Source organism: Enterobacter sp. GD03975 (genome assembly GCF_029838645.1).
Lineage (GTDB): Bacteria > Pseudomonadota > Gammaproteobacteria > Enterobacterales > Enterobacteriaceae > Enterobacter > Enterobacter quasihormaechei.
On record NZ_JAOBZC010000014.1, the window covers coordinates 61,035 to 87,721 of the forward strand.

Genomic DNA, 26,687 nt, shown 5'->3' on the forward strand with positions numbered 1-26,687 from the left:
GGCGGGCATCGGTCGCGCTAAAGAAAGTGACGGTAAATTCTGTTTTTTAAACAGTATTTTCGCCGGGAGCGCGCTCATCCCTTCAGAAACGATGGCCTTGTTTGACACGCCGTAACCAATAACTCTGCTGGAGTAATAACTGTATGAGCCAAATATCTGTTATATCTAAATTAACTGGCGTGGAAACGACCACGGAAGGGACACAGATAACACTCGATCACTCATCTGTCGTTAAGCTTAACGTGGATCGAGCCGACATCGCAGGTTACTCCCGCAGCGGAAACGATCTGGTGATTACCCTCAACTCGGGCGAAGTGATTACCCTGAAGAATTTCTACGTCACTGATGCGCAGGGCGTAAGCCAGCTGGTGCTTGAGGAGAGTGACGGCGCGCTGTGGTGGATTGAAGATCCAACCGGTGCCGCGACCTATGAATCCATCGCCTCCACCGATGCATTACTGGCGGCGTCAGGGAGCGATGCCGGCGGCGCCGCAGCGTGGCCCTGGGTGCTGGGTGGCCTGGCCGTCGCAGGGGGGATTGCCATCGCGGCGGGAACCGGCGGTGGAGGGGGCGGAGATGACGATAACAACAACCCGAATCCTGGCAATCCGGGAAATCCTTCCGAACCTGATACTACGCCTCCGAATGCCCCCACCAATCTTCAGGTCTCACCTGACGGAAAAACCGTAACCGGTACGGCTGAGCCGGGCAGCACGATTACCCTGAAAGATGCCAATGGCAACACCATCGGAACGGGCAAGGTCGGCAGCGACGGTAAATTCACTATCGATCTCGGTACGCCGCTCACCAACGGGGAGCAGATCACCGCCACCGCCACCGATCCGTCCGGCAATACCAGCCAGGGCGGTCAGGTCACGGCACCGGATCTCACCGCGCCGGATGCACCTGCCAATCTGGAGGTTTCACCTGACGGCAAAACCGTAACCGGTACGGCTGAACCGGGCAGCACGATTACCCTGAAAGATGCCAATGGCAACACCATTGGAACGGGCAAGGTCGGCAGCGACGGTAAATTTACTATCGATTTGGGTACGCCGCTCACCAACGGGGAGCAGATCACCGCTACTGCCACCGATCCGTCCGGCAATACCAGCCAGGGCGGCCAGGTCACCGCACCGGATCTCACCGCGCCGGATGCGCCTGCTAATCTGGAGGTCTCACCTGACGGCAAAACCGTGACCGGTACGGCTGAGCCGGGCAGCACCGTGACCCTGAAAGATGCCGACGGCAACACCATCGGCACGGGCAAGGCCGGCAGCGACGGTAAATTCACTATCGATCTGGGTACGCCGCTCACCAACGGGGAGCAGATCACCGCCACCGCCACCGATCCGTCCGGCAATACCAGCCAGGGCGGTCAGGTCACGGCACCGGATCTCACCGCGCCGGATGCACCTGCCAATCTGGAAGTTTCACCTGACGGCAAAACCGTGACCGGTACGGCTGAGCCGGGCAGCACCGTGACCCTGAAAGATGCCGACGGCAACACCATCGGCACGGGCAAGGCCGGCAGCGACGGTAAATTCACTATCGATCTCGGTACGCCGCTCACCAACGGGGAGCAGATCACCGCCACTGCCACCGATCCGTCCGGCAACACCAGCCAGGGCGGTCAGGTCACAGCACCGGATCTCACCGCGCCGGATGCGCCGCAGATTGTCACCGTCAGTGATAACGTGGGCACCGACGCGGGCCCGCTGAGCAACGGACAGCGCACGGACGATGCACGCCCGACGTTCAGCGGCATCAGCGAAGCCGGCACCGTCATTACCTTCTATGACAACGGCAAGCCGATCGGTACCGCCACGGCCGATGCCAGCGGTAAATGGAGCTTTACCCCGTCGACCAACCTGTCTGAAGGAAACCACGCTATTACCACCACCGCGACTGATGCCGCAGGCAATACCAGCCCGGCGTCCACGGCGGTGACTTTCGTGGTGGATACGGTCGCGCCGGGTGCCCCGGCGATCGTCAGCATAACTGATGACGTTGCGCCCAATACCGGCACGCTCGGAAGCGGAAGCACCACGAACGATCCGCGCCCGCAGCTCACCGGCACGGCGGAAGCGGGCTCTACGGTCACCATCTATGACAACGGCATTGCCATTGGCACCGCGGTTGTGGGCAGCAACGGAAGCTGGAGCTTTACGCCGTCGGTAAACCTGAGCGAAGGCAGCCACCAGCTTACCGTACGCGCCACCGACGTCGCCGGTAACACCGGTCCGGCCTCGCCGGCCTTTACCGTAACGGTGGATGTCACCACCCCGCCGGCGCCAACAGGGTTTATCGTTAATGACGATACCGGAGGACTGAAAGGCGCGATTACCGCCGGACAGGTTACCGACGAGTCACAGCCGCGTCTGACGGGCCGCGGAGAGCCGGGCAGCACGATTACGGTTTACGATAACGGCGTTGCGATTGGCAGCACCACCGTTCTGCCGAACGGTACCTGGAGCATCACGCCGACAACGCCGCTGGCAGAGGGTGCACACTCAATTACCCTGCGCGAAACCGATGCGGCAGGCAACCAGAGCGGCCTGTCTCAGCCGATCAACTTCACCGTCGATCTTACGCCGCCAGACATGCCGGAGGCGACGCTCAACTCCACAGGCACGCAAATCACCGGTACCGCCGAGCCGGGCAGTAAAATTGTCATCACCAACAACGCCGGGGTGCAAATCGGGACCGCCACTGCCGACAGCAACGGCAACTACGTCGCCAACCTGAACCCTGCACAAGTGAACGGCGAGATCATCTCCGTGGTCGCCTCCGATGCCGCAGGCAACCAGAGTTCACCGGCGCTGGTTAACGCCGCGGATATCACCCCGCCTGCCGCACCGGGTAACCTTGTGGTGGCAGAAGACGGGGCAAGCGTCAGCGGAACCGCCGAGCCAAACAGCACGATTATCATTAAAGCGCCAGACGGTACGACCATCGGCCAGGCCACCGCCGGCCCGGATGGCACCTTCACTATCCCGATTTCGCCAGCCCAGACCAACGGCGAGGCCCTTGAAGTGACGGCTACCGACGGCAGCGGCAACACCAGTCCGTCCGGCTTTGCCGACGCGCCAGACAGCACGCCGCCGCAGGCGCCGGAAAATGTGGTTATCTCTGCCGACGGCACCACGGTGACCGGTACAGCCGAGCCGGGCAGCACCGTGACCATTCGTGAAAATGGCGTGAAGGTCGGGGAAGCGATTGCCGACGATCAGGGTAATTTCAGCGTTGATCTGATCCCGCCGAAAGCCAACGGCGAAGCCCTGACCGCCGATGCCACCGATACCGCCGGCAACACCGGCCCGACCGCGCCGTTTGACGCGCCGGACATCACCGCGGCGCAAACCCCGGTCATCACCGGCGTGGTGGACGATGCGCCAGGCGATACCGGTCCCGTCAGCCAGAACGGTCTCACCAACGACAGCACGCCAACCATCAACGGAACGGGCGAGCCGGGCACCACCATCACCCTTTACAGCGGCACTACCGTCATTGGCACCGGTACGGTTGGGCCTGACGGCCAGTGGTCCATCACGCTGGCTACCGCGCTGCCGGACGGCGGGCACGTGCTGACGGCGACCGCGGTTGATGCCGACAACAACCTCAGCGGGACATCGAACACCTGGAGCATCACGGTGGATACCGCCGTTCCGGGCGCCCCGGCCATTACGCAGGTCGTTGATGACGTACCGGGCACTACGGGGGCGCTGGACAGCGATGGCATCACCAACGACACGCTCCCTACCGTGAACGGTACCGGCGAGCCAGGAACCACCGTAACGATCCGTCTGGATGGGCAGGATATTGGTACAGCCCTCGTTAACAGCGCCGGCGCGTGGACCTTTACGCCTGCCACGCCATTAGTGAACGGCCAGCATACCTTCACCGTCGTTGCGAGCGATGCGGCAGGTAATACCAGCGCGCCTTCTGGCGGCTTTACCTTTACCGTCGATACGACTCCGCCACTGGCGGCCACCATTGACACCGTCTCCGATAATATTGGTCCAGTACAGGTTCCGCTTAACAGCGGGGATACTACCGACGATACGCTGCCGCAGTTGCAGGGTACCGCACCGGCAGGCACCACCATCACTATCTATGACGGCACCACCCTGCTCGGCACGGCCGTGCTCGACGGCAGCGGCGGCTGGAGCTTTACGCCAACCACGCCGCTGACGGAGGGTCCGCATTCGCTAACGGTCCACGCCACGGATGAGGCGGGTAACACCACCATCTCGCCACCGTTTGAGCTGGCGATCGACACGACCGCGCCTGCAACGCCGGATATTCCTGACATCACCGTCAACCCGGACGGCGGCACGCCGGGTACTGCCCTGAATCCGGGGGAGACCACCCGCGATACCACGCCAACCCTGAGCGGCTCGGGCACGCCGGGGGATACCGTGAACATTTACGATGGTGCCACCAAAATTGGTGAAGCCGAGATCGACGGCGACGGCAACTGGACCTGGACACCAACTACCCCGCTGCCTGACGGCACCTACGATCTCTCCCTGACGGTGACCAATCAGGACAGCGCCGGGAACGAAAGCGCGCCGTCCACGCCGGTGACCATTACCATTGACAGCGACGCCCCTGCCGCGCCGGATGTTCCGGTGGTGACGGACAGCGTGAGCCAGATCACCGGTCCGGTGGCCGATGGCGGATCCACCAACGATCCGCGTCCCGTACTGAGCGGCACCGGTACGCCAAACGACGTCATTACCATCTATGACCAGGTGGGTACAGGCGCGCCGCAGGCCGTAGGCAGCGTCACGGTAGACGGTAACGGCAACTGGACCTGGCGTCCGGAGAGCAACATCGGCGAAGGGACGCACGAATACACGGCGACCGCCACCGATGAATCCGGCAATGAATCTGTGCCATCAGCCGGTATCACGATAACGGTAGATACCCTTGATCCGACTACCCCGGTCATCAGCGACATCGCTGGCGCGCAGAACGGCGGGTCTACTAACGACACTACGCCAACTCTGAGCGGTACCGGCACTACCGGCGAAACGGTGATCATCTACAACAACGGCGTGGCGGTGGATCGCGTTGATGTCGTTAACGGTCAATGGTCCTATACCCTGCCGACGCAAACCGATGGCCCGCTGAACATCACCGTTGCCGCGGTGGATGATGCGGGTAACCTCAGCCCGGTCAGCCCGGTCTTTAGCGTGACGGTCGATACCCAGACGCCAACCGTGCCGCAAATTGACGCCGTCTCTGACAGCCAGCTGGCGAACAGCGTGCTTTACACCCGTGACGGCACCCCAACCCTTACCGGGATCGGCGAGCCGGGTTCGAACGTAACGGTCACCGTTGACGGCGTCGCCTCTCCGGTCGTGGTGGTGGTTCAGCCGAACGGGACGTGGTCCTGGACCGCCGACCCTGCGCTTGCGGAAGGGCCGCACACCTTCTCGGTCGCCGCGAGTGATGCCGCGGGGAATACCTCCGCCAGCTCCGGCGATCTCAGCGTGACGGTGGATACGCTGCCGCCTGCAACGCCAACGAATATCGACATCGCCGAGCAGGGTACGCCGCTGACCGGTACGGCGGAAGATGGCACCACCGTGACGGTACGTGACGCTAACGGCAATATCATTGGAACCGGCGTTGCGACGGGAGGCACCTTCTCCATCGCCCTCTCCCCGGCCCTGCTGGATGCCACCACGCTGACGCTGATCGCCACGGACGCAGCAGGAAACGCCAGCCCGTCAACCACCTTTGACGTGCCGGAGTCCACGCTCGATCTGCCTGCGGTACCGGTGATTACGGCAATCAACGATGACGTCGATCCCGTCACGGGCGACGTGAAAGATAAAACCACCAATGACACCACGCCTACCCTTACCGGCACCGCCGATCCGGGCAGCGTGATCGCCATTTATCAGGATGGATCGCTGCTTCCGGTGACCACTGTCGTTGCGGATACCAACGGCAACTGGAGCTACACGCCGCTCCTGCCGCTGACGGAAGGGCCACATACCTTTGCCGTGACCGCCACGAATACCACCACCGGCGAGACCAGTGGGCAGTCGCCAATCGCGACCGTCACCGTCGACCTCACCGCCCCGACAGCGCCAGCCATCGGTGCGGTGACCGATGATGTGGGTCCGGTTACTGGCCCTATCGCCGACGGGCAGAGCACCAACGACAACCGTCCTACCCTCACCGGGACAGGCACGGCTGGGGACACCATTACGATTTACAATAACGGCGACCCGCTGGGCACCGTTCTCGTCGGGCCAACCGGCACCTGGAGCTATACGCCGCCTGAGCTGGATGACGGCAGTCACACCCTGACCGTCACCGCCACCGACCCGGCAGGGAATGAAAGCACCCCATCGGCAGGGATCACCATCGTTGTCGATACCGTCTCCACCACGCCGGTGATAACCAGCGTGACGGATAACGCGGGCAATGCCGCAACGCCTGTACCAAGCGGCGATCCGACCAACGACACCACGCCAACCCTGACCGGCACCGCAGAGCCGAACAGCGTCGTCGCCATATTTGATGGCACCACGCAGATTGGTACCGTGGCAGCAGACAGTACCGGCGCCTGGACCTTTACCCCGGAAACCGCCCTCGGCGAAGGGACGCATGACTTTACCGTCAGAGCGACGGATCCGCAGGGCAACGTTAGCCAGCCGTCCGGCGTCTGGAGCGTCAATATCGATCTGACGGCGCCACAGGTGCCGACGATCGATTCGGTCAGCGATAACGCCCCGGGTGGCGTAACCGGCCCGCTTACCGCCGGGCAGGTCACCAATGACACCACGCCAACCCTTAGCGGCACCGGCCAGGCGGGCACCACCATTCACGTGCTGAATAACGGCGTGGAGATTGGTACCACCACGGTCGACAGCAGCGGCAACTGGACCTTTACGCCAGATCCGGTCCTGACGGACGGGACGTATAATCTGCGCGTTAACGCCAGCGATGACGTCGGAAACGTCTCCGCCAACTCGCCAGTGTTCGCCTTTACGGTGGATACCGCTGGCCCTGCGGCTCCGGTCGTCACGACGGTGATAGACGACGTGGGCCCGGGAACGGGAACCCTCGCCAGCAACGGGGCCACCAACGACACCCGTCCAACCTTCAACGGTACGGGGGAAGTGGGCGCAACGGTACACGTTATTGTTGATGACGTGGAAATTGGCACGGCGGTCGTCAACGCCCAGGGTACCTGGAGCTTCACGCCGACCACCGCGCTGAGTGAAGGGCCACACACCATTACCTTCAACGCCACCGACGCCGCAGGCAATACCGGCGACACCTCGCCGCCGTTCAACCTGACGGTGGATACGTCGGTACCCGTTGCACCGGTCTTTACGCCAGCCACCGATAACGTTGGCACCGTACTGGGCCCGGTCGCTTCGGGGCAAAGCACAGACGATACCACGCCAACGCTGAACGGTACCGCGGCCGCCAACGCGACCATCACCATTTATGAGAATGGTCAGCAGGTGGGCACCGCCGTGGCGGATGCCAACGGCGTATGGAGCTTCACCCCCGGCACGCTGGCAAACGGCAGCCACACCTGGACCGCCACGGCAACCGACGCCGCGGGCAACGTCAGCCCTGCCTCACCGGGCTTCACGCTGGTTGTGGATACGACCGTGCCTGTCGCGCCCGTTATCACGCAGGCGATTGACGATGTTGGCACCATCACCGGGGCGATCGGTTCCGGCCAGACCACCAACGATCCTCTCCCGCGCCTGGTGGGAACCAGCGAGCCGCTGGCAACCGTGAATATCTATGAGGGCAACACGCTGGTGGGCACCGGTACTGCCGATGCCAACGGCAACTGGACCATCGATATCACCGTGCCGCTGGACAACGGGCCGCATACCTTTACGGCAGAAGCCACGGATCAGGCGGGCAACACCAGTGCGCCATCCGGCGACTTCAGCCTGACCATTGATACCACGCCGCCAGCGCTGCCGGTGCTGACCAGCATCACCGATGACGTCGGTAACGCTGCGACGCCTGTCGCCAACGGCGGGTTAACCAATGATGCCCGACCAACGCTCACCGGTACGGCAGAAGCCGGCGCGACGATCACCATCTTTGATAATGGGGTACAGATTGGCACCGCTGTCGCCACCGGCGGCGCGTGGAGCTTTACGCCGTCTACCCCGCTGGCTGACGGGCCGCACAATCTGACCTTCTCCGCCACCGACGCCGTGGGCAACGCCAGCGCGCAGACCGGCGGCTACACTATCAATGTGGATGCCACCGCCCCTGTCGCGCCGGCCATCACCTCGATTGTGGATGATGTGGGAACCGTCACCGGCCCTGTCACCGGTACCAACCCAACCAACGATACGCGTCCAACGTTAAGCGGCACGGCGGAAGCCAATTCCACCGTACGTATTTACGACGGCACGACGCTGGTGGGAACGGTCACCGCGGATGCCAACGGCAACTGGACGCTGCCGCAAACCAGCACCACGCTGACGGAAGGCGCACATAACTTCACCGCCACCGCCACCGACGCCGCGGGCAATACCAGCGTGGCATCACCGATTATCACGATTAACGTTGACCTGACGCCGCCACCAGCCCCGGCGGGCCTGGCGGTGATCACCAACGGTACGCAGGTGACCGGTACGGCGGAAGCGGGAAGCACCGTCACCATCACCAGCAGCACCGGAACCGTTCTTGGTACGGCCGTCGCTGACGGTAGCGGGAACTTTAGCGCCACCATCACCCCTGCGCAGACCGCCGGGGAATCCCTGATCGTCTTTGCTACCGATAAGGCCGGTAACGCGGGTATCACCACCTCCGTGATAGCTCCAGTCACGGCGATCCCGAACGCGCCGGTTATCGCCACCATCGACGATAACGTCGGGACGGTGACGGGCAACCTGACCAACGGAAAAACCACCGATGACACCACGCCAACCCTGAGCGGTACGGCGCAGCCGAACGCGACCATCACCCTGTATAACAACGGGGTGCTGATGGGCACGGTCACCGCGAATGCCAGCGGCAACTGGAGCTTCACCACGCCGGTACTGAGTGAAGGTCCGCATGCCTTCACCGCCACGGCGAGCAACGGCTCGGGCACCAGCCCGATTTCCACGCCGACGACCGTGATTGTCGATCTCACTGCGCCAACGGCCCCAACCGGGACCTTCAACGCAGACGGCAGCGTACTGACCGGCAGCGCCGAAGCGGGCAGCACCGTCACCATCCGCCTGGCGGATAATTCAACGGTCACCGCCACGGCGGACAGCAACGGCAGCTGGAGCTACACCTTCCTCAATAAACAGACGGAAGGCCAGACGCTGCAAATCACCGCCACCGATGCGGCCGGCAACGTCTCGCTGCCTGGCTCAGCCCTTGCACCGGTGGTGCCGCTGTCGGCCAGCACCAACGCTGAGGAGCTGGCGCTGACGACCACCGCCACGGTGACCAACTCGCAGTACAGCGACTACGGTTTCCTGCTGGTGGGCGCCGTGGGTAACGTGCTGACGCTGCTCGGCAACGACACCGCGCAGGTAGGTTTCACCGTCGGCAGCGGCGGCACGGCGGATATTGCCGTGAACGCCAACGCCACGGGTGCCGTGCTCTCCCTGCTCAACACCCTTGAGCTGGTGGTGCAGCGCTTTGACGCCGTCAACAATACCTGGACTACTGTGGTGGATACCGGACAGCCGCAGTTCGCTGACCTGTTGACCCTCGGCGCGGCGGGGGTGTCGCTCAACCTGACCGGGCTGGCGAATGGCCAGTATCGCGTCCTGAGCTACAACACCAACCTGCTGGCAACCGGCTCCTACACCAGCCTCGACGTGGCGGTGAAAGAGACCAGCGCAGGTACCGTGTCCGGCGACACCAGCCTTGCGGGTAACGTGATCACCGACGTTGACCCGACCGCAGGCAGCGACAACGCCCCGGCGGGCACCACCGTCACCGCGGTCACCAACGCCCAGGGCACCACCACCAGCGTCACGGCTGACGGCACGGTGATTCAGGGGCAGTACGGCACGCTGACCATCAACCTGGACGGCAGCTATACCTATAACCTGACCAACACCAGCGCCTCGGTCATTGGCCGCACGGAGAGCTTTACCTACACCATCACCCACAACGGCACCAGCGCCTCGGCAAATCTGGTTCTGTCGCTGGGCGAAGGCGCCACCAGCAGCGGGATCGTGGCCGTGGACGATACCGCCTCGCTGACCTTCGACACGACCGTTGAGGCCATTAACAACGGTCCGTCGTCGCAGGGCGGCTTTACCCTGGTGGGCATTAACCTTGGCAATACGCTGGGGCTGAACCTGCTGGACGATCTGGCCAACCCGATCATCTATAACGTGGAAGAAGGCACCACCCGCACCATGACCGTTCAGGCCTCCGTGGGCGGCGTGGCGCTGGCCTCTGTGTTCGACCTCTACATCTATAAGTTCAACAATGCGACGCAGACCTTCGAGCAGATGCGCGTTGAACCGGGCTGGCTGCGCGCGCCGCTGCTGGGCGGCACCTCGCCGCAGCTGACGCTGAACCTGCCCGCCGGCGAGTACTTGTTCCTGCTGAATACGGCGGCGGGGATCACCGCGCTGACGGCCTACACGCTGAACGTCTTGCAGGATCATGTCTACAGCGTGGCAAGCGTGAGCGAGTCCACCACCGGGGATGTACTGTCCGACGATATCGCACCGGCGGGTACCGTGGTCTCCGACGTTAACGGCGTGACGGTGAACGGCAATGGTCTGACGGAGATTACCGGCGAGTACGGTACGCTGCGGATCAACGCGGCCGGGGAGTACACCTACACCCTGAAGAGCGGGGTCGGTGCTGACAGCATCAGCACGCCGGATACCTTCGTTTATACCATCACCGCGCCGAACGGCTCGAAAGACACGGCATCGCTGAACATCACCCCAACCGCGCGGCCAATGGACGCGGTGAACGATGTCAGCACGGCGATGGACGTGAACTCGGTACACCGCACCGCCGCCTACTCGGATACCACCGTCGGCTCGGCGAGCTGGAACGCCGCGCTGCTTACCTCAACGCAAGGTACCGGCACCGGTACCTTCGTGGTGGATCCTAATACCGCGCTGCACAACGTGGTGCTGACGTTTAACGTCGCCTCGTTGCTGACGCTTACCGGATTAACGGTGGACTGGACGCTGACCAACGGCACCACCACCATCCGATCCGGCTCGTTCAACGGCGGGCTGCTGCTGGGCGGCAGGGCGACCATCAACCTGACGGGACTCGATCTGGAGGCGGGAACCTACACGCTGAACTATACCGGCAAAATGGGGCCGCTGGGGGTGGGGAATATCACCGTTACCCCAAGCGTTACCGGCACCAGCTACTCGCTGTCGCAGTTCGACGCCACGGGCAACCACACCGTTGACGGCAATATCTTCGACGGCACCGGCTCCGCGGGCGCGATGGACCAGCTGCACTCGGTGGATACCCGCCTCAGCATTACCGGCTACGACGGCGTGACCACCACGCTGGATCCGTACACCGGCAGCACGCAGGTGAACATTACGGGCCACTACGGCACGCTGGCGATTGCCGCTGACGGCAGCTACACCTACACGCTCAACCCGGGGATATCGTTCTCTACCATTACCAGCAAGGAGGTCTTTAACTACACCCTGACCGATGCCAACGGTAGTAAGGATACAGCGTCGCTCACCATCAACATGGCGCCGAAATTTGTCAGTTCGGAGCATAACGATCTCATCAGCGGCACGGCCTATGGCGACACGCTGATTTATCAGGTGTTGAACAATACGGCGGGTAACGCAACGGGGGGCAACATCACCAGCGCTGGCGGTGACCACTGGACGAACTTCTCCCTGGCGCAGGGAGACAAAATCGACATTGGCGATCTGCTGGTGGGCTGGAACGGTAGCGCGTCGACGCTTGGGAACTATGTCTCTGTTTCACAAAGCGGTGGCAATACTGTGATCTCCATCGACCGTGACGGCACGGGAGCCGCCTACACTAAATCTACGCTCGTTACGCTTGATAACGTTCAGACCACCTACGACGAGCTTGTAAACCAGCAGCACATCATTACCTGATAGCACGTGCAATAAATGACCCGGGCGCGCAGCGCCCGGGCATAAACAATAAAGCAGTACTCTTTTATTAGGGACAAGACATGGGAAAGAAGATGCCTTACTGGTGGCTCTCGTGCTGCCTGATATCTGTGCCCGCTATCGCGGCAAACCCTGCGGCGATGATTAATACCGGACAATTACGCGAAACGCAGGAACTCCCCTCGTTAAACGGTCGCGTGGCGCCCGTTGCCGGCAAGGCCGCCCCCGGCACGCTTCAGCTGGATGAAGCCGTTAACCGCGCCGTGACCTGGCATCCGGCCATCAGTGAAGCCGTCGGCAAGCTCTATCAGCAGAGCGAAAATGTGGACGTCGCCAAATCAAAATATTACCCACAAATCAACGCTGGCATGGATAACGGCTATACCCACGACGGCGACGATAACGGCTTTACCCCCTCGCTGGTGCTTTCCCTTTCGCAGATGCTCTATGACTTTGGCAAAGTCGCCAGCCAGGTGCGCGCTGAAAACGCGGGCGTCGCCCAGCAGCAGGCTAACGTGCTGGTAAGCATTGATACCATCGCCCACGATACCGCCATCGCCATGGTGCAGGTGCAAACCTGGCAGCAGATGGTCGAGACGGCCAAAGAACAGCTGGACGCCCTGACCTCCATCGGCTCGCTGACGAAGCTGCGTAATGACGAAGGCGCCACGTCGCTCTCTGACGTGGTGCAGACCGACGCCCGTATCGAAGGCGCGCGCGCGCAGCTGATGCAGTATCAGGCCAGCCTCGACAGCTCGCGCGCCACGCTGATGAGCATGCTGGGCTGGGACAGCCTGAACGCGGTCAGCAATGAGTTTCCGCAGAGCCTGGCCCGCAGCTGCGACATCGCCGAGCCGGACGATCGTCTGGTACCCTCGGTGTTAGCCGCCTGGGCGCAGGCCAACGTCGCGCAGGCTAACCTTGACTACGCCAACGCGCAGATGACCCCTACCGTCTCGCTGGAGCCGGAGGTTCGCCACTATCTTAACGACCGTTACTCCGGCAACGAAACCCGCGACCGCACCCAGTACTCCGCGTGGGTAAAGGTGCAGATGCCGCTCTATCAGGGCGGCGGCCTCACCGCCCGGCGTAACGCCGCCGGACACGCGGTGGAATCCGCCCAGTCCACCATTCAGCGCACCCGTCTTGAGGTGCGGCAAAAGCTGCTTGAGGCGCGCAGCCAGGTGATGAGCCTGATGAGCACGCTTCAGATCCAGGGCCGTCAGGAAGCGCTCAGCGCCCGCACCCGCGAGCTGTATCAGCAGCAGTATCTCGATCTCGGTTCCCGCCCGCTGCTCGACGTGCTCAACGCCGAGCAGGAGGTTTATCAGGCGCGCTTTACCCAGCAGCAAACTGCCGGACAGCTGCATCAGCTTCAGCTGAACTGCCTCTACCAAACCGGACGCCTGCGTCACGCGTTCGATCTTGAAAACCGCACCATCCAGACCGTGGAGATCCAGCCATGAAGCAACGCGATATCCCGCAGGGTGAAAACATGACGGATGAGGCGCTGGAGCAGTGGGCGCAGGCGTTTGGCTACGTGGCGACGCGGTATCGCGTTGCCTGCTCGCCAGGCTCGCTCGTCGCGGGCGCGCCGTGGCTGAAAGGCAAACCGATGGTGCCCGCGCTGACTCAGCTCGCCCGTGAAGCCGGGCTGACCTTCCAGCTGCTGGGGGCCGATCAGCAGTCCATCAACAGCTGGCGTCTGCCGGTGGTGGTGGAACTGAACGACGGCAAAATCGGCGTGATCGACAATTTCGACGGCCAGGATACGCTGGAGGTCAGCTTTTTCGACGACAGCACGCACACCAACCGCCTGTCGATGAGCGCGATGCTGCCCGCCATCCGCCACGTTATTGCCCTGCGTCCGCTGGCGGCGCTGAAGGACAGCCGCGTGGATGCCTATATCTCAAAATATCGCCCGGACTGGCTCTACCGGCTGGTGATGCGCGACCTGCGCCCTTACAGCTGGGTAATGCTGGCGGCGCTCTTTATCAACGTGCTCTCCCTTTCCGGCATTGTGTTTTCCATGCAGGTGTATGACCGGGTGATCCCCGCCCAGTCCTACCCGACGCTCTACGTGCTGACCATTGGGGTACTGATCGCAACCCTGTTTGGCTTTGTGTTGCGCGTGGCGCGCGGGCACATTATGGATCTGCTGGGCAAGCGCTCGGATCTGCGCGTGTCGGATCGCGTGTTTGGCCACGCGCTGCGGCTGCGCCACAGCGCCATTCCGCGATCGACGGGAAGCTTTATCTCCCAGCTGCGCGAGCTGGAGCAGATCCGCGAGATGGTCACCTCCTCCACCATTTCCACCATCGTCGATCTGCCGTTCTTTATCCTGTTCGTGATCGTACTGGCGATCATCGCCCCGCAGCTGGCGTGGATCGCCCCGGTCGCGGCGCTGATCATGGTTCTGCCCGGCCTGCTGCTGCAAAAGAAGCTGGCGGAGCTGGCGAAGCAGTCGGCGCATGAATCCACCCTGCGCAACGCGGTGCTGGTGGAGAGCGTGCAGGGGCTGGAGGACATCAAGCTGATGCAGGCGGAGAACCGCTTTTTGCAGCAGTGGAACAGCTATATCCAAATCACCGCCGAATCCGGTCTGCGCACCCGCGAGCTGACCCAGAACCTGATCAGCTGGGGGATGACCATCCAGAGCCTGGTCTATGCCGGGGTGATCGTGGTGGGCGCGCCGATGGTGATCGACGGCACCTTAACCACCGGTTCGGTGGTGGCCGCCTCGATGCTGGCCTCGCGGATGATCGCCCCGATGGCGACGCTGTGCGGCGTGCTGGCTCGCTGGCAGCAGGTTAAGGCGGCCAAAGAGGGGCTGGACAGCATTATGCAGCTGCCGACCGAGAACCAGCGCGAAGAGACGCCGATCCGCCAGGACGTGCTGCGCGGCCACTATCTTTTCGAGCAGGCGCAGTTCCGCTATCACCCGGAAGATCCGCGCATGGCGCTGCGCATTAACCGCCTGGAGATCAAAGCGGGCGAAAAAGTGGCGATCCTCGGGCGCAACGGTGCGGGGAAATCAACCCTGCTACAGGCGATGGCGGGTGGAATGGATCTGGCGGGCGGCGAGCTGCGGCTCGACAACCTCAGCCTGCCGCATCTGGACGTGGCGGACGTGCGGCGAAACGTCGGCTTTATGACCCAGAACGCGCGGCTGTTTTACGGCACCCTGCGCGAAAACATCACGCTCGGCATGCCCCGCGCCACCGACGAAGAGATCTTCGAGGTGCTGGAGATGTGCGGCGCGGCCAGCTTTGTGCAGAAGCTGCCGAAGGGGCTGGATTACCCGATTATGGAGAACGGCGTCGGGCTGTCCGGCGGGCAGCGGCAGTCCATTCTGCTGGCGCGGATGCTGCTGCGCGACCCGAATATCGTGCTGATGGACGAACCGACCGCCTCCCTGGATGAACACACCGAGCGGGAATTTATTCAGCGTCTCGGGGCGTGGCTTGGCAACCGTACGCTGGTGGTTGCTACCCACCGCGTGCCGGTGCTGGAGCTGGTGGAGCGCGTGGTGGTGCTTAAAGACGGCATGCTGGTGATGGACGCGCCAAAAGCGCAGGCGCTGACCAACAGCCGTATGCAGCAACAGCAGCAGGCAACCGGACGGGAGTGGAAAAATGAAAATCAGTCAGCGTGACGTCGCCTCAGTAGAAGATCTGGATAACGCGCTCGATTCCGAAAGCGGTTATACCGGCGCCCGGCGCATCGTTTTCTTCTCCCTGGTGATGTTTGTGGTGCTCGGCATCTGGGCGTGGTTCGGGGTGCTGGACGAAGTCTCAACCGGCACCGGAAAAGTGATCCCCAGCTCGCGCGAGCAGGTATTGCAGTCGCTGGATGGGGGGATCCTCACCGAGCTGAACGTGCACGAAGGCGATCAGGTGCAGGCCGGACAGGTGCTGGCGCGGCTGGATCCTACCCGCTCGGAATCTAACGTTGGCGAAAGCGCGGCGCGCTACCGCGCGTCGCTGGCCTCCAGCGCGCGCCTGTACGCCGAGGTCAACGACCTCCCGCTGAAATTCCCCCCTTCGCTGGCGAAATGGACCGACCTGACCGCCGCCGAAACGCGGCTCTACAATTCGCGTCGCGCCCAGCTGGAGGATACGCAGCGTGAACTCCGCTCCGCGCTAGCGCTGGCCAATAAAGAGCTGGCGATCACCCAGCGGCTGGTAAAAACCGGGGCCGCAAGCCACGTGGAGGTGCTGCGCCTGCAACGGCAGAAAAGCGACCTGGAGCTGAAGCTCACCGACGTGCGTTCTCAGTATTACGTGCAGGCCCGTGAAGCGCTGTCGAAGGCCAACGCTGAGGTGGACATGGTGTCGGCGATCCTGAAAGGTCGGGAGGATTCCGTTACCCGCCTGACGGTGAAATCGCCGGTGCGCGGGATCGTGAAAAACATCAAGGTGACCACCATCGGCGGCGTTATACCGCCCAACGGCGAGCTGATGGAAATTGTGCCGGTGGACGATCACCTGCTGATTGAAACCCGCCTCTCGCCGCGCGACATCGCGTTTATCCACCCTAATCAGGAGGCGCTGGTGAAAATCACCGCCTACGATTACGCGATTTACGGCGGGCTGCACGGGGTGGTGGAAACCATTTCGCCGGACACCATTCAGGACGAAGCGAAGCCGGAGGTGTTCTATTACCGCGTATTCATTCGCACCAGCCAGGATTATCTGGTGAACAAGGCGGGCAGGCATTTTTCGATTGTGCCGGGGATGATTGCGACGGTGGATATTAAGACCGGAGAGAAAACGGTGCTGGATTATATGATTAAGCCATTTAACCGGGCGAAAGAGGCGCTGAGGGAGCGGTAGTTAAACGCCGGGCGGCGGCTACGATCTTCCCCCTCACCCTAACCCTCTCCCCAAAGGGGCGAGGGGATGATTCGCTGCTCGCATTAATTTGTGGCGATTCCTCCGCCCCGTAGGAAAGGGCCGGAGGGAGGGCATCATGCCGCGCCCACATCGCAATACGTCTTTTCTGGAACCCGCCTCGAAGAAACCGCTTTTAATGACGCCTTCCGCTTTCCTTCAGCCCGCATCAGGGTAACATAGCTGCCACTCAAAACGCACTTGCGCACTGTGCAAGAGTGCATTACTATCCACATAGCTTCATGGACTGGAGCTCATAAGCACTATGATTAATCATTTTCGTGATCAATGGCTTAAGGATTTTTTCTGTATGGGAAATCCAGCAATGTTATCCCTTCAAGCCTTGAATCAGCCTTAGCGAGGAAGCTGGATATGATCAACGCTGCCACCTCGCACCGGGATCTGAGATCCCCGCCAGGCAATATGTATGAATCGCTGAATCCCCCGCTTGCAGGGTACTCGGCGATTCGCGTGAACAGGCAATACAGGTTGGTATTCAGGTGGTCAGAGGGCAAAGCAGACGATCTCTACCTCTCTCCGCACAAGTACACGCCATACAAATGAGGCATTACCTATGACTCTTCAACAGGCTCTACGCAAACCCACCACGCCGGGCGACGTGTTGCAGTATGAATATCTTGAGCCGCTCAATCTGAAAATTAGCGATCTTGCGGAAATGCTTAACGTGCACCGTAACACCATCAGTGCTCTCGTTAATAATAATCGTAAACTGACGGCCGATATGGCATTCAGACTGGCCAAGGCGTTTGATACCACCATTGAATTCTGGTTGAACCTACAGCTAAACGTCGACGTCTGGGAAGCGCAAACCGATTCCCGGACTCAGGAGGAGTTGAGCCGTATAAAGACGGTCGCGGAAATTATGGCAAAAAGGAAATCAGGCCAGCCGGATGTGGCCTGATCGGTCGTTTACCCCGGTACGATATTGACCGCACCGGGTTTCACGCGTATTTACAGGGAGATTTTCAGGCGTCGAACCGCTTCTTTCAGCTGTTCATCCGTTGGGGTAACGAACGACATGCGCAGCGTTGTCTGGTCCGGTTCGTTGCAGTAGAAGAACTCACCCGGCACAAACACCACGCCGTTGCTCAACGTTTTTTCCAGCCATTTCGTCGTATTCATGCCGTTGTTCATTTTTGCCCACAGGAACATGCCGCCCTTCGGCTTGTGGAACGACATCACGTCGCCCAGCTCGGCTTCCAGTTCCGTTGCAAACGTCTGGTATTTCTGGCGATAGGCCTCGCGGATCATTTTAATCTGGTTCGCCAGACGCCCGGTTTTCAGATACTCGTAGGTCATCAGCTGCGACAGCGTGCTGGTGTGTAGATCGGTGGTTTGCTTGAGGTTCACCACCGCGCGCTTCAGCCATTCCGGCACCAGCACCCAGCCCACGCGGGTGCCCGGCGCGAGAATTTTAGAGAAGGTAGAGGTGTAAACCACGTTATCCTCATTGCCGATATCTTTCGCATGGGCAATCAGCGGGCGGAACGCTTCGTCGGTGTAATTGATCTCGCTGTACGGGTCGTCTTCGATAATCACGAAGTCGTAGCGCTTCGATAATTCCACCAGCTGTTTACGGCGCGCTTCGGAGAGCGTCACGCCGCCGGGGTTACCGAAGGTTGGCACGATATAGACCGCCTTGATGGTTTTCTTCGCCACCAGCGCTTCCAGCTCATCCACTTTCATGCCATCGCCGTCGGTGCCGACGGATTCAAAATTCGCCTGTGCCAGGCCAAAGACCTGCAACGCGGCGAGGTAGGTAGGACGCTCAACGACGACCGTATCGCCTGGGTTAATTAACGCACGCGCCAGCACGTCCAGAGACTGTTGCGAGCCCGAGGTGATGACCACGTCATCGGCTTTACAGGCGATGCCGCGTCCTTCGCAGATACGCTGGATCTCTTCGCGCAGCCCCGGGACGCCTTCCGTCAGGCCGTACTGGAACGCTTCGCCAAAATGCTGAGACAGCACGGCATCAGCAGCGATTTTTAAACCTTCGTGATCGAACAGGTCCGGGTTGGGAATACCGCCACCCAGCGAAATCACGCCTGCCATTTTGCTATGTTTTAATAATTCACGAATGGCAGAGGATTGCAGGCCCTGCGCGCTGCTGGCGAGTTTGTTTGCAGACATTCTTTGCTTACCTTCTTTTTTATAGTGTGCCCAATCTTAGCAGAATATGCGCAATAAATTCCGTTAGCTTAGGCAGCGGACGCAAATCCTGACGCCACAGTAAATGCACCGGCCTCGGCGCGGGTGTGAATGCCTCCAGCACCCGTACCAGCCTGCCGCTCGCCAGCTCTTCCGCCACCAGCACTTCCGGTTGCAGCAACAGTCCAGCCCCGGCTCGCGCCGCCATGCGTAACCCGTAGCCGTCATTGCACCTTAAGACGGCATCCCGCTTCCAGCGCACTTCGCCTTCAACCCCCGGCAGCCGCCACTCGTTGCGCGCCGTCCATACCGTGTGCGACAGGCACAGATGATCCACCAGATCGGCTGGCGTTTGCGGCGTACCGTGGCGCGCCAGATATTCCGGCGCGGCGCAGATCGTCATGTTGTAGGGACACAGGTATTTCGCCACCAGATCGTCATGACGAATCTCACCGATGCGAATGGCCAGATCGACCCCTTCTTCTACCAGATCGACCATTCGATTGGTGAGATCCAGCTCGATGCGCACTTCCGGGTAGCGCTGTAAAAACGAGGCGGTCAGGGGCGCGATAACGCAGCCGCCAAACGATGTGGGGGCCGTCACGCGCAGGGTGCCGGCAGGTGCGGCACGCAGACGTTCAACCGCGTTTTCGGCAATCGAGACCTGCTCCAGCACGCGCCTTGTCTCTTCGTAATAAACGCGCCCGGCATCCGTCAGGCTCTGGCGGCGGGTGTTGCGCTCCAGCAGCCGCGTGCCGAGCTGCGATTCCAGCTGTGCAATATACTTCCCGACCATCACCGCCGACATCTCCAGCCGCGACGCCGCGCCGGTAAAGCTGCCGCTCTCTACCACCGCGATAAACGTCTCCATTCCGCGAAGCTTATCCATATTCCAAACCTCTGGTTAGCAATCATCTAACTTTAGCCCAGTTTATCTGACTTTTTATTTATTAAAGAATGAGGGCTTACAACATGAGGAGTCGGATATGAAAATCGTCATTATTGGTGCCAGCGGTACGGTCGGTCGTGCAGTCGCAGAAGAGTTAAGCCAACGCCACGAGACGATCCGCGTGGGTCGCACGCAGGGCGATCGTCAGGTGGATATCACCTCTCAGGCGAGCGTACAGGCGTTGTTCGAAAAAATCGGCCCGGTGGATGCGATCGTCTCCGCAACCGGAGGGGTGCACTTCGGCCCGCTCGCAACTATGACCGACGGCGAGTTCAACCAGGGCTTGCAGGATAAGCTGCTGGGGCAGGTTCGTCTGGCGCTGACCGGTCAGCACTACCTGAACGAAGGCGGTTCGATTACGTTGATAAGCGGGATTGTGGCGCACGAGCCGATTGCACAGGGCGTCAACGCCACCACGGTAAACGCGGCGCTGGAAGGGTTTGTCCGCGCCGCGGCCTGCGAACTGCCGCGCGGGATCCGCATTAACCTGATCAGCCCGACGGTGCTGACGGAATCCGCCGAAGCGTATGAGGGCTTCTTCCCCGGCTTTGAGAGCGTTCCCGCCGCGAGCGTGGCGCTGGCCTACCGCCGCAGCGTGGAAGGGGTGCAGAGCGGTCGGGTATATAAAGTCGGTTATTAAGCCTTACGGGCGGCGATGAGCACCAGCATCGGGCGCTCCGCCTCTTCAGCCAGCGCGGGCCAGACGTCAACCTGCGCCTGCGTTGGCCCCCACTCATTGACTTCACTTATCGTTAATCCCGCCTTGACCAGCGCGTTGAGGACCGTACCCAGCGTGCGGTGATATTTGATGACCCCCTCTGCCAGCCAGTTGCTGACGCGCTTGCCTTCGTCCTGATAATGGTTAACGCCCCAGAAACGCTCGCCGTTGTCGTCGGTGAGCCAGCCCTGACGGGTGGCGCAGGTGTAAATCGGGTGCTCCATCGAGAAGACCAGGCTGCCGCCGGGTTTGAGCGCACGCTGGACGTTGGCGAATAATATGTCCAGTTGCGGCAGGTAGTGCAGCGCCAGCGAGCTGTAGACCAGATCGAGACTGTTTTCGCGAAGCTGAAGAGAGTCGAGATCGCGACGCTGATAGTGAATCTGCGCGTCATCCGTCAGTTCAGCCGCGCGGGCCAGCATTTTTTCTGAGATATCGACGCCCGTAACGTCGCAAGCGCCCAGCTCGCGCGCCACGCGGCAGAACCAGCCGTAGCCGCAGCCGAGATCGATAACCGATTTTCCGGTTAAATCCGGCAGCATCGCCTTAAGCGCAGGCCACTCCGGCGCGCCGTCCAGCCCCTGCACCGAGCGCGGAAGCTGAGCGTAGCCTTCAAAAAACGCCGGGTTGTCGTAGATGTTTTGTGCCATGACGGACTCCTTTATCGCAACAGAGGCAAGGGTAAAGCCCCCCTCGCCCGTTGGCAACGTATCCGTCTGATAAATCACAGCCTGCGCCGGATTTTCTCCACCATGGCTGTGGTTGAGATCCCGTAGCGGTCATGAAGGGTTGGCAACGCGCCCGCATCAAGGAACGCGTCCGGCAGCGCGACGGTATCGAAATCCACGTTCACGCGGTTGCGCATCAACAGCGACGCGACGGCTTCGCACAACCCGCCTACGCTGCTGTGGTTTTCCGCCACAATGACCAGCCGTCCCGGCTTCGCGGCCTGCGCCAGGATCGTCTCTTCGTCCAGCGGCTTAATGGTGGGCGAGTGCAGCACCGCCACGCTGACGTTATCCTTACGCAGTTGCTTCGCCGCTTCCAGCGCACGCATGGTCATCAGGCCTGAGGCGACGATCAGGACATCGCTCCCCTCTTCCAGCAGCGCAGCTTTGCCAAGCTTAAACTGGTAGTTGTACTGGTCCAGCACCACCGGCACCTTGCCGCGCAGCAGGCGCATATAGACAGGGCCATCGTGCGCTGCCATCGCCGGCACCGCCTGTTCCGTGTCGATTGCGTCACAGGGATCGATAATCGTCATGCCCGGAATACCGCGCATAATCGCAATATCTTCCGTCGCCTGGTGGCTCGGCCCGTAACCGGTGGTTAGCCCCGGCAGCGCCGCGCAGATCTTCACGTTCAGGTGCTCTTCAGCAATCACCTGATGGATAAAGTCGTAGGCGCGGCGGGTAGCGAAGACGGCATAGGTTGTGGCGAAAGGAATAAAGCCCTCTTTCGCCATGCCGCCCGCGGCCCCCATCAGCAGCTGTTCGGCCATGCCCATCTGGAAGAAGCGTTCCGGGTAGGCCTGGGCAAAGATATGCAGATCGGTGTATTTGGACAGATCCGCCGTCATACCGACGATCTCCGGTCGCTGTTCCGCCAGCTTTACCAGCGCGTGGCCGAACGGTGCGGCGCGCGTCTCCTGGCCCTCTTCCGCGATAGAGGCAATCATCGCCGACGTGGTTAAACGCGGTTTTTTCTCCGTGGTCTGGCTCATTACAGCACTCCTTCAGGTTTGTTGGCATCCAGCACGGCGAGTGCCTTTTGCCACTCGTCAGCATCCACGCGAATAAAATGGTTCTTGTCACGCTTTTCGAGGAACGGCACGCCCTTGCCCATCAGCGTGTCGCACAAAATGACGCGCGGCTGGTTTTCCGGGTAGCGTTTGGCATTATCAAACGCCGTCACCAGCGCAGGAACATCGTTGCCGTTCACGCGCTGCACGTACCAGCCGAAGGAGGTCCATTTATCCTCCAGCGGCTCAAAGCCGAGGATCGCGTGCGAGTTGCCATCCGCCTGCTGGCGGTTAATGTCCACCAGCACGATCAGGTTCGACAGGCCGTGATGTGCCGCCGACATTGCCGCTTCCCAGGTTGACCCTTCGTCCAGCTCGCCGTCCGACATGGAGTTAACGACCCATGCCGCGCTCTGCTTGTGCTTCAGCCCCAACGCCATGCCAACGCCAATGCTTAAGCCCTGCCCCAGCGAACCGCCGGAGATCTCCATACCTGGTGTGTAGGTTGCCATACCGGACATCGGCAGGCGGCTGTCGTCCGCACCGTAGGTCTCCAGCTCCTCTTCAGGAACGATCCCGGCTTCAATCAGGGCCGCATAACAGGCAATGGCGTAATGGCCGTGGGAGAGCAGAAAACGGTCACGCCCTTCCCACTCCGGCTCGCCCGGCTTAAGGTTCATTCCGTGGGTAAACGCGGTGGCCAGCACATCGGCATAGCCCAGCGCCTGCCCGATGTAGCCCTGCCCCTGCACTTCGCCCATGCGCAGCGCGTAGCGGCGAATGCGCCAGGCCGCGGCGACAACGTGTTGAACTGTGGTATCCGTCATCGTCGTATCTCCTTAATGGATCAGCATCCCGCCGTTCACGTCGAGCGTGATACCGGTGGAGTAAGAAGAGAGGTCGCTGCCGAGGAACAGCGCGGCACGGGCAATATCCTGCGCGTCTCCGAGGCGGTTAAGCGGAATGCCCGCCAGAATGGACGTTTTCATCTCATCGCTCAGCTTGCCTGCGGTGATGTCCGTCTGGATAAGACCCGGCGTGATGCAGTTTACGCGCACGTTGTCGGGCCCCAGTTCACGCGCCATAGCTTTTGCCAGTCCCAGCACACCCGCTTTTGCAGCGCTGTAGTGTGGGCCGCCGAAGATGCCGCCGCCGCGCTGGGCCGATACCGATGAAATGCAGACGATGCTGCCCGACTTTTGCGCGCGCATAGTGGGAATAACCGCCTGGGACATTAGCAGCGTGCCGCGCAGGCTGACGTCAAGCACCGCATCGTAATTTTCGCGTTTGATATCCATCAGCTTGATCGGCTGAGTAATGCCGGCGTTATTCACCAGAATATCGATGCGCCCGTATTTCCCCAGCACCTGCTCAATGGCGGCATTAACCTGTAATTCATTGCTGACGTTCGCCGCAAGGCCCAGATGTTCGTCGCCCAGGCTCGCGGCGGCAGCCCGGCTGGCTTCAGCGTTTAAATCGATAATCACCACTTTCGCACCCTGTTCGGCATATAATTTCGCCGTAGCGAAACCCAAACCGCGTACGGAAGCCGCGCCGGTAATAACGGCGACTTTATTTTTCAGTAGCATATATTTACTCCATTCGGACAAGAGAGATTTAATGATTTATTTCGGTTCTTCCAGCAGCATAATCATAATTAAGCCAATGGCTGCGCAAATACCGAAATAAATAAACACGAAATTAAAACTACCTGTTTTATCCAGCAGATAACCTGCCAGCATCGGGGAAACAAATCCGCCGAGATTACCGCCGCTGTTGATGATGGACGCGGCAATGGGATAGGTTTTATTGTCCGCAACAGCCATGCCATAAGCTGTAAAAGCAGGCCAGCCAATATTCAGACAGAGGCCGACAAAAAATAGCCCGACGCAAACCGCCACGGTGCTTTGCGGAATATTCAGCATAATGACCATCATTAAAACGGTGCTGATGGCGGTAAACATCATGGTCGGTTTACGTCGGCGGCCGAGCAGTTTGTCGGAGACGTAGCCGCCAAAAATCGCACCGATAAATCCACCGATGCACGGCATGCTGGCGACCAGCCCCATGCTCATAAACGTAAAGCCTTTCTCTTTCACCAGATAGAGCGGGATCCACGTCAACAGTCCGTACAGCACGCTGACCATCATAAAATAGGCTACGCAGTCGCCGAGAATATTCTTCGAGGTAAACAGCCCTTTCACCGTGCTTACCGGGGCTAACTCCCGCACGCGGATCAGCCGATCGAGGCGTGCAAAGCCCGGTGAAATCACGATGTTTTCACGTCTGGCGTCCGGCGTCTCCTGACCGGCGGTAATGGTCTCCAGCTCCGCTTTAGAGACGAATGCGCTCTCGGACGGCTTCGTGCGTACCAGCAGATACCACAGGACGGCAATGACCAATCCTGGGATCGCAAAGGAGAAGAAGACCCAGCGCCAGCCCCAGGTCATGGCGATCCACACGGCCAGCGGCGGCACGAGGATGGGCGCGAACATGGTGGCGGCGATGTAGACGCCCGTGGCCGTGGCCTTCTCCTTTGGCGGAAACCAGTTATTGATGGTGGAGGCCAGCCCGACCGGGCACGGCCCCTCTGTTAACCCCAGCCCCAGGCGGATACACTTCAGGCCCAGAACCGAGGTTGCGGTGCCCATCAGCCAGGTAAAGGCAGAGAAGCCGAATATCGACAGTGCCACCATGCCGCGAATTCCCTTTTTGGCAATAAAAAAGCCCGCAGGAATTTGGCTCAGGGCATATCCCAAAAAAAACATGCTGGCGATAGCACCGGCTTCGAAATTATTGATATGAAATTCGTCAATGATAAACGGCAGTACCGCACCAATATTTGTTCGGTCAGCATAGTTAATGGCATAAACAATAAAAATTAATGCCAGCACAACGAAACGGTAATTGGTTTTTTTAGTCTTTATGTAGGGGACAGCTTGTTCTATACGAGACATAACTTACCTCATTATTCGAACACCGTGAGTCGTTTTATTATTGCGTTCAACGTCAATATATCGGCTCACCCATGAAACGCCATTCAATAAAGCTCATTTATTGCTGAGATAAATTTGATTCGCGATACAGCTCAAAAAAAATAACATCGGGATAAAATTGCCCGCTCGCAGTCACAATGTTATGTTTTTTATCAATTATCGTGTAAGGAGTAGGCCATGTCCGCGCAGGATCGCCAGACGTTATCGCTGCCCTCGCTCAGAAATTTGCAGGCGTTTATCGCCGTTGCTAACGCCCTGAGCATTCATCAGGCGGCGGAACAGCTCAACGTCACGCCTTCGGCGGTAAGCCACCAGATCGCGTCGCTGGAATCGTGGCTGGGCAAGAAATTATTTATCCGCAGCGGCAAAGGGGTTCAACTCACCCCGACGGGAGAAAAATATCTGCGGGAGGTCTCGGCGGCGATGAGCGCCATTGGGCGCGCCACCGATCAGATCGTGAAAGAAAAAGACAATGCTGTGCTTCGCGTGCACTCTTCCCCCACCTTCGGACTGTCATGGCTGTTGCGCCGTCTGGGCAGATTCCGCGCCGAATATCCTGATATCACCATCAATCTCACCTGCTCCTATGAGAACCAGCAGTTCGCCAGAGATAATATCGACATTGATATCCGTCATGGTATTCCGGACTGGGATGCTTACCGGGTGATGACCATTAAAAACGACACTCTGGTAGTATTGGCCTCGCCGGGCTATGCAGAAGAGCATCCCATCAGCACGCCCGCCGATCTGCTGCAACAGTCGCTTATCTCCTCCACCAGCACTCTGGTGAACTGGGAAAAATGGTTCGCCTGGCACAATATCGACAGGCCCTGGCTCAATTTCAGCCTCAGCTTCGACCGTTCCTATATGAGCTTTGAAGCGGCGCGCATGGGGCTGGGGTTTATTCTGGAGAGCAAAATGATGGCTACCGATCACCTGAAGGATGGCTCGCTGGTACAGGTTCTGCCGGATGAGATGGGAATCGCCATTAACGCGCATCATCTGGTGATGCCGCACATGAACGAACGCGCGTGGAAGATCCAGCAGTTCGTCGAGTGGATTGATCGGGAGTTGCGATTGTCGGGGTATCACCTGTAGCGATACCCCATCGTGGC

General features: G+C 60.3%; 14 protein-coding genes and 1 pseudogene. 8 read left to right on the forward strand and 7 right to left on the reverse strand.

The annotated features are described in order from the left end of the window. Window positions 1-143 precede the first annotated feature (143 nt). From N5C09_RS18525 to N5C09_RS18550, 6 genes and pseudogenes are all read left to right on the forward strand, one after another. Window positions 144-12,086, forward strand: a complete 11,943-nt coding sequence (locus N5C09_RS18525; RefSeq protein WP_279749630.1) for a BapA/Bap/LapF family large adhesin — start codon at window positions 144-146, stop codon at window positions 12,084-12,086. Window positions 12,087-12,166: 80 nt separating this feature from the next. Beyond that, window positions 12,167-13,570, forward strand: coding sequence for a TolC family outer membrane protein (locus N5C09_RS18530; RefSeq protein WP_063865314.1), 1,404 nt, complete (start codon window positions 12,167-12,169; stop codon window positions 13,568-13,570). Then, complete coding sequence (locus N5C09_RS18535; protein ID WP_279749631.1) at window positions 13,567-15,759, forward strand: type I secretion system permease/ATPase; 2,193 nt, start codon at window positions 13,567-13,569, stop codon at window positions 15,757-15,759. Before N5C09_RS18530 ends, N5C09_RS18535 begins: the two co-directional genes overlap by 4 nt. After that, on the forward strand, window positions 15,740-16,939 hold the full coding sequence (locus tag N5C09_RS18540; RefSeq protein WP_279749632.1) for an HlyD family efflux transporter periplasmic adaptor subunit: 1,200 nt from the start codon (window positions 15,740-15,742) through the stop codon (window positions 16,937-16,939). Before N5C09_RS18535 ends, N5C09_RS18540 begins: the two co-directional genes overlap by 20 nt. 322 nt (window positions 16,940-17,261) lie before the next feature. Further along, window positions 17,262-17,560 (forward strand): annotated as a pseudogene (locus N5C09_RS18545) (type II toxin-antitoxin system RelE/ParE family toxin). Between the two features lie 10 nt (window positions 17,561-17,570). After that, window positions 17,571-17,918 carry a HigA family addiction module antitoxin gene (locus tag N5C09_RS18550; RefSeq protein WP_112792778.1) on the forward strand — a complete coding sequence of 116 codons (348 nt, stop codon included), beginning with the start codon at window positions 17,571-17,573 and terminating at the stop codon, window positions 17,916-17,918. Between the two features lie 50 nt (window positions 17,919-17,968). On the opposite strand, the gene N5C09_RS18555 is transcribed toward N5C09_RS18550, so the two are convergent. Together N5C09_RS18555 and N5C09_RS18560 are read right to left on the reverse strand one after the other, a co-directional pair. Further along, entirely contained in the window at window positions 17,969-19,150 is a 1,182-nt protein-coding gene (locus N5C09_RS18555; protein ID WP_112792777.1) for a PLP-dependent aminotransferase family protein, read from the reverse strand. A gap of 19 nt (window positions 19,151-19,169) precedes the next feature. Beyond that, window positions 19,170-20,057 carry a LysR family transcriptional regulator gene (locus N5C09_RS18560; RefSeq protein ID WP_112792776.1) on the reverse strand — a complete coding sequence of 296 codons (888 nt, stop codon included), beginning with the start codon at window positions 20,055-20,057 and terminating at the stop codon, window positions 19,170-19,172. 97 nt (window positions 20,058-20,154) lie between these two features. Between N5C09_RS18560 and N5C09_RS18565 the strand changes: the two genes are divergently transcribed. Continuing rightward, on the forward strand, window positions 20,155-20,757 hold the full coding sequence (locus tag N5C09_RS18565) for a short chain dehydrogenase (protein WP_279749633.1): 603 nt from the start codon (window positions 20,155-20,157) through the stop codon (window positions 20,755-20,757). Here the strand turns inward: N5C09_RS18565 and N5C09_RS18570 are convergent. The 5 genes from N5C09_RS18570 to N5C09_RS18590 form a co-directional block, all read right to left on the reverse strand. Then, complete coding sequence (locus tag N5C09_RS18570; RefSeq protein WP_279749634.1) at window positions 20,754-21,485, reverse strand: class I SAM-dependent methyltransferase; 732 nt, start codon at window positions 21,483-21,485, stop codon at window positions 20,754-20,756. The genes N5C09_RS18565 and N5C09_RS18570 overlap by 4 nt on opposite strands. A 74-nt stretch (window positions 21,486-21,559) precedes the next feature. Beyond that, a complete protein-coding gene (locus N5C09_RS18575) occupies window positions 21,560-22,558 on the reverse strand; it encodes a transketolase family protein (RefSeq protein WP_063451815.1) in 999 nt (332 codons plus the stop codon). Then, on the reverse strand, window positions 22,558-23,403 hold the full coding sequence (locus N5C09_RS18580; protein ID WP_279749635.1) for a transketolase: 846 nt from the start codon (window positions 23,401-23,403) through the stop codon (window positions 22,558-22,560). The genes N5C09_RS18575 and N5C09_RS18580 overlap by 1 nt, the downstream gene beginning before the upstream one ends. Window positions 23,404-23,415: 12 nt before the next feature. Beyond that, complete coding sequence (locus tag N5C09_RS18585) at window positions 23,416-24,165, reverse strand: glucose 1-dehydrogenase (RefSeq protein ID WP_003862216.1); 750 nt, start codon at window positions 24,163-24,165, stop codon at window positions 23,416-23,418. A 36-nt stretch (window positions 24,166-24,201) separates the two neighbouring features. Beyond that, a complete protein-coding gene (locus N5C09_RS18590; RefSeq protein ID WP_279749636.1) occupies window positions 24,202-25,533 on the reverse strand; it encodes an MFS transporter in 1,332 nt (443 codons plus the stop codon). A 216-nt stretch (window positions 25,534-25,749) separates the two neighbouring features. Here N5C09_RS18590 and N5C09_RS18595 point away from each other — a divergent pair, with 216 nt between their 5' ends. Further along, entirely contained in the window at window positions 25,750-26,670 is a 921-nt protein-coding gene (locus N5C09_RS18595) for a LysR substrate-binding domain-containing protein (RefSeq protein ID WP_063451819.1), read from the forward strand. Window positions 26,671-26,687 lie beyond the last annotated feature (17 nt).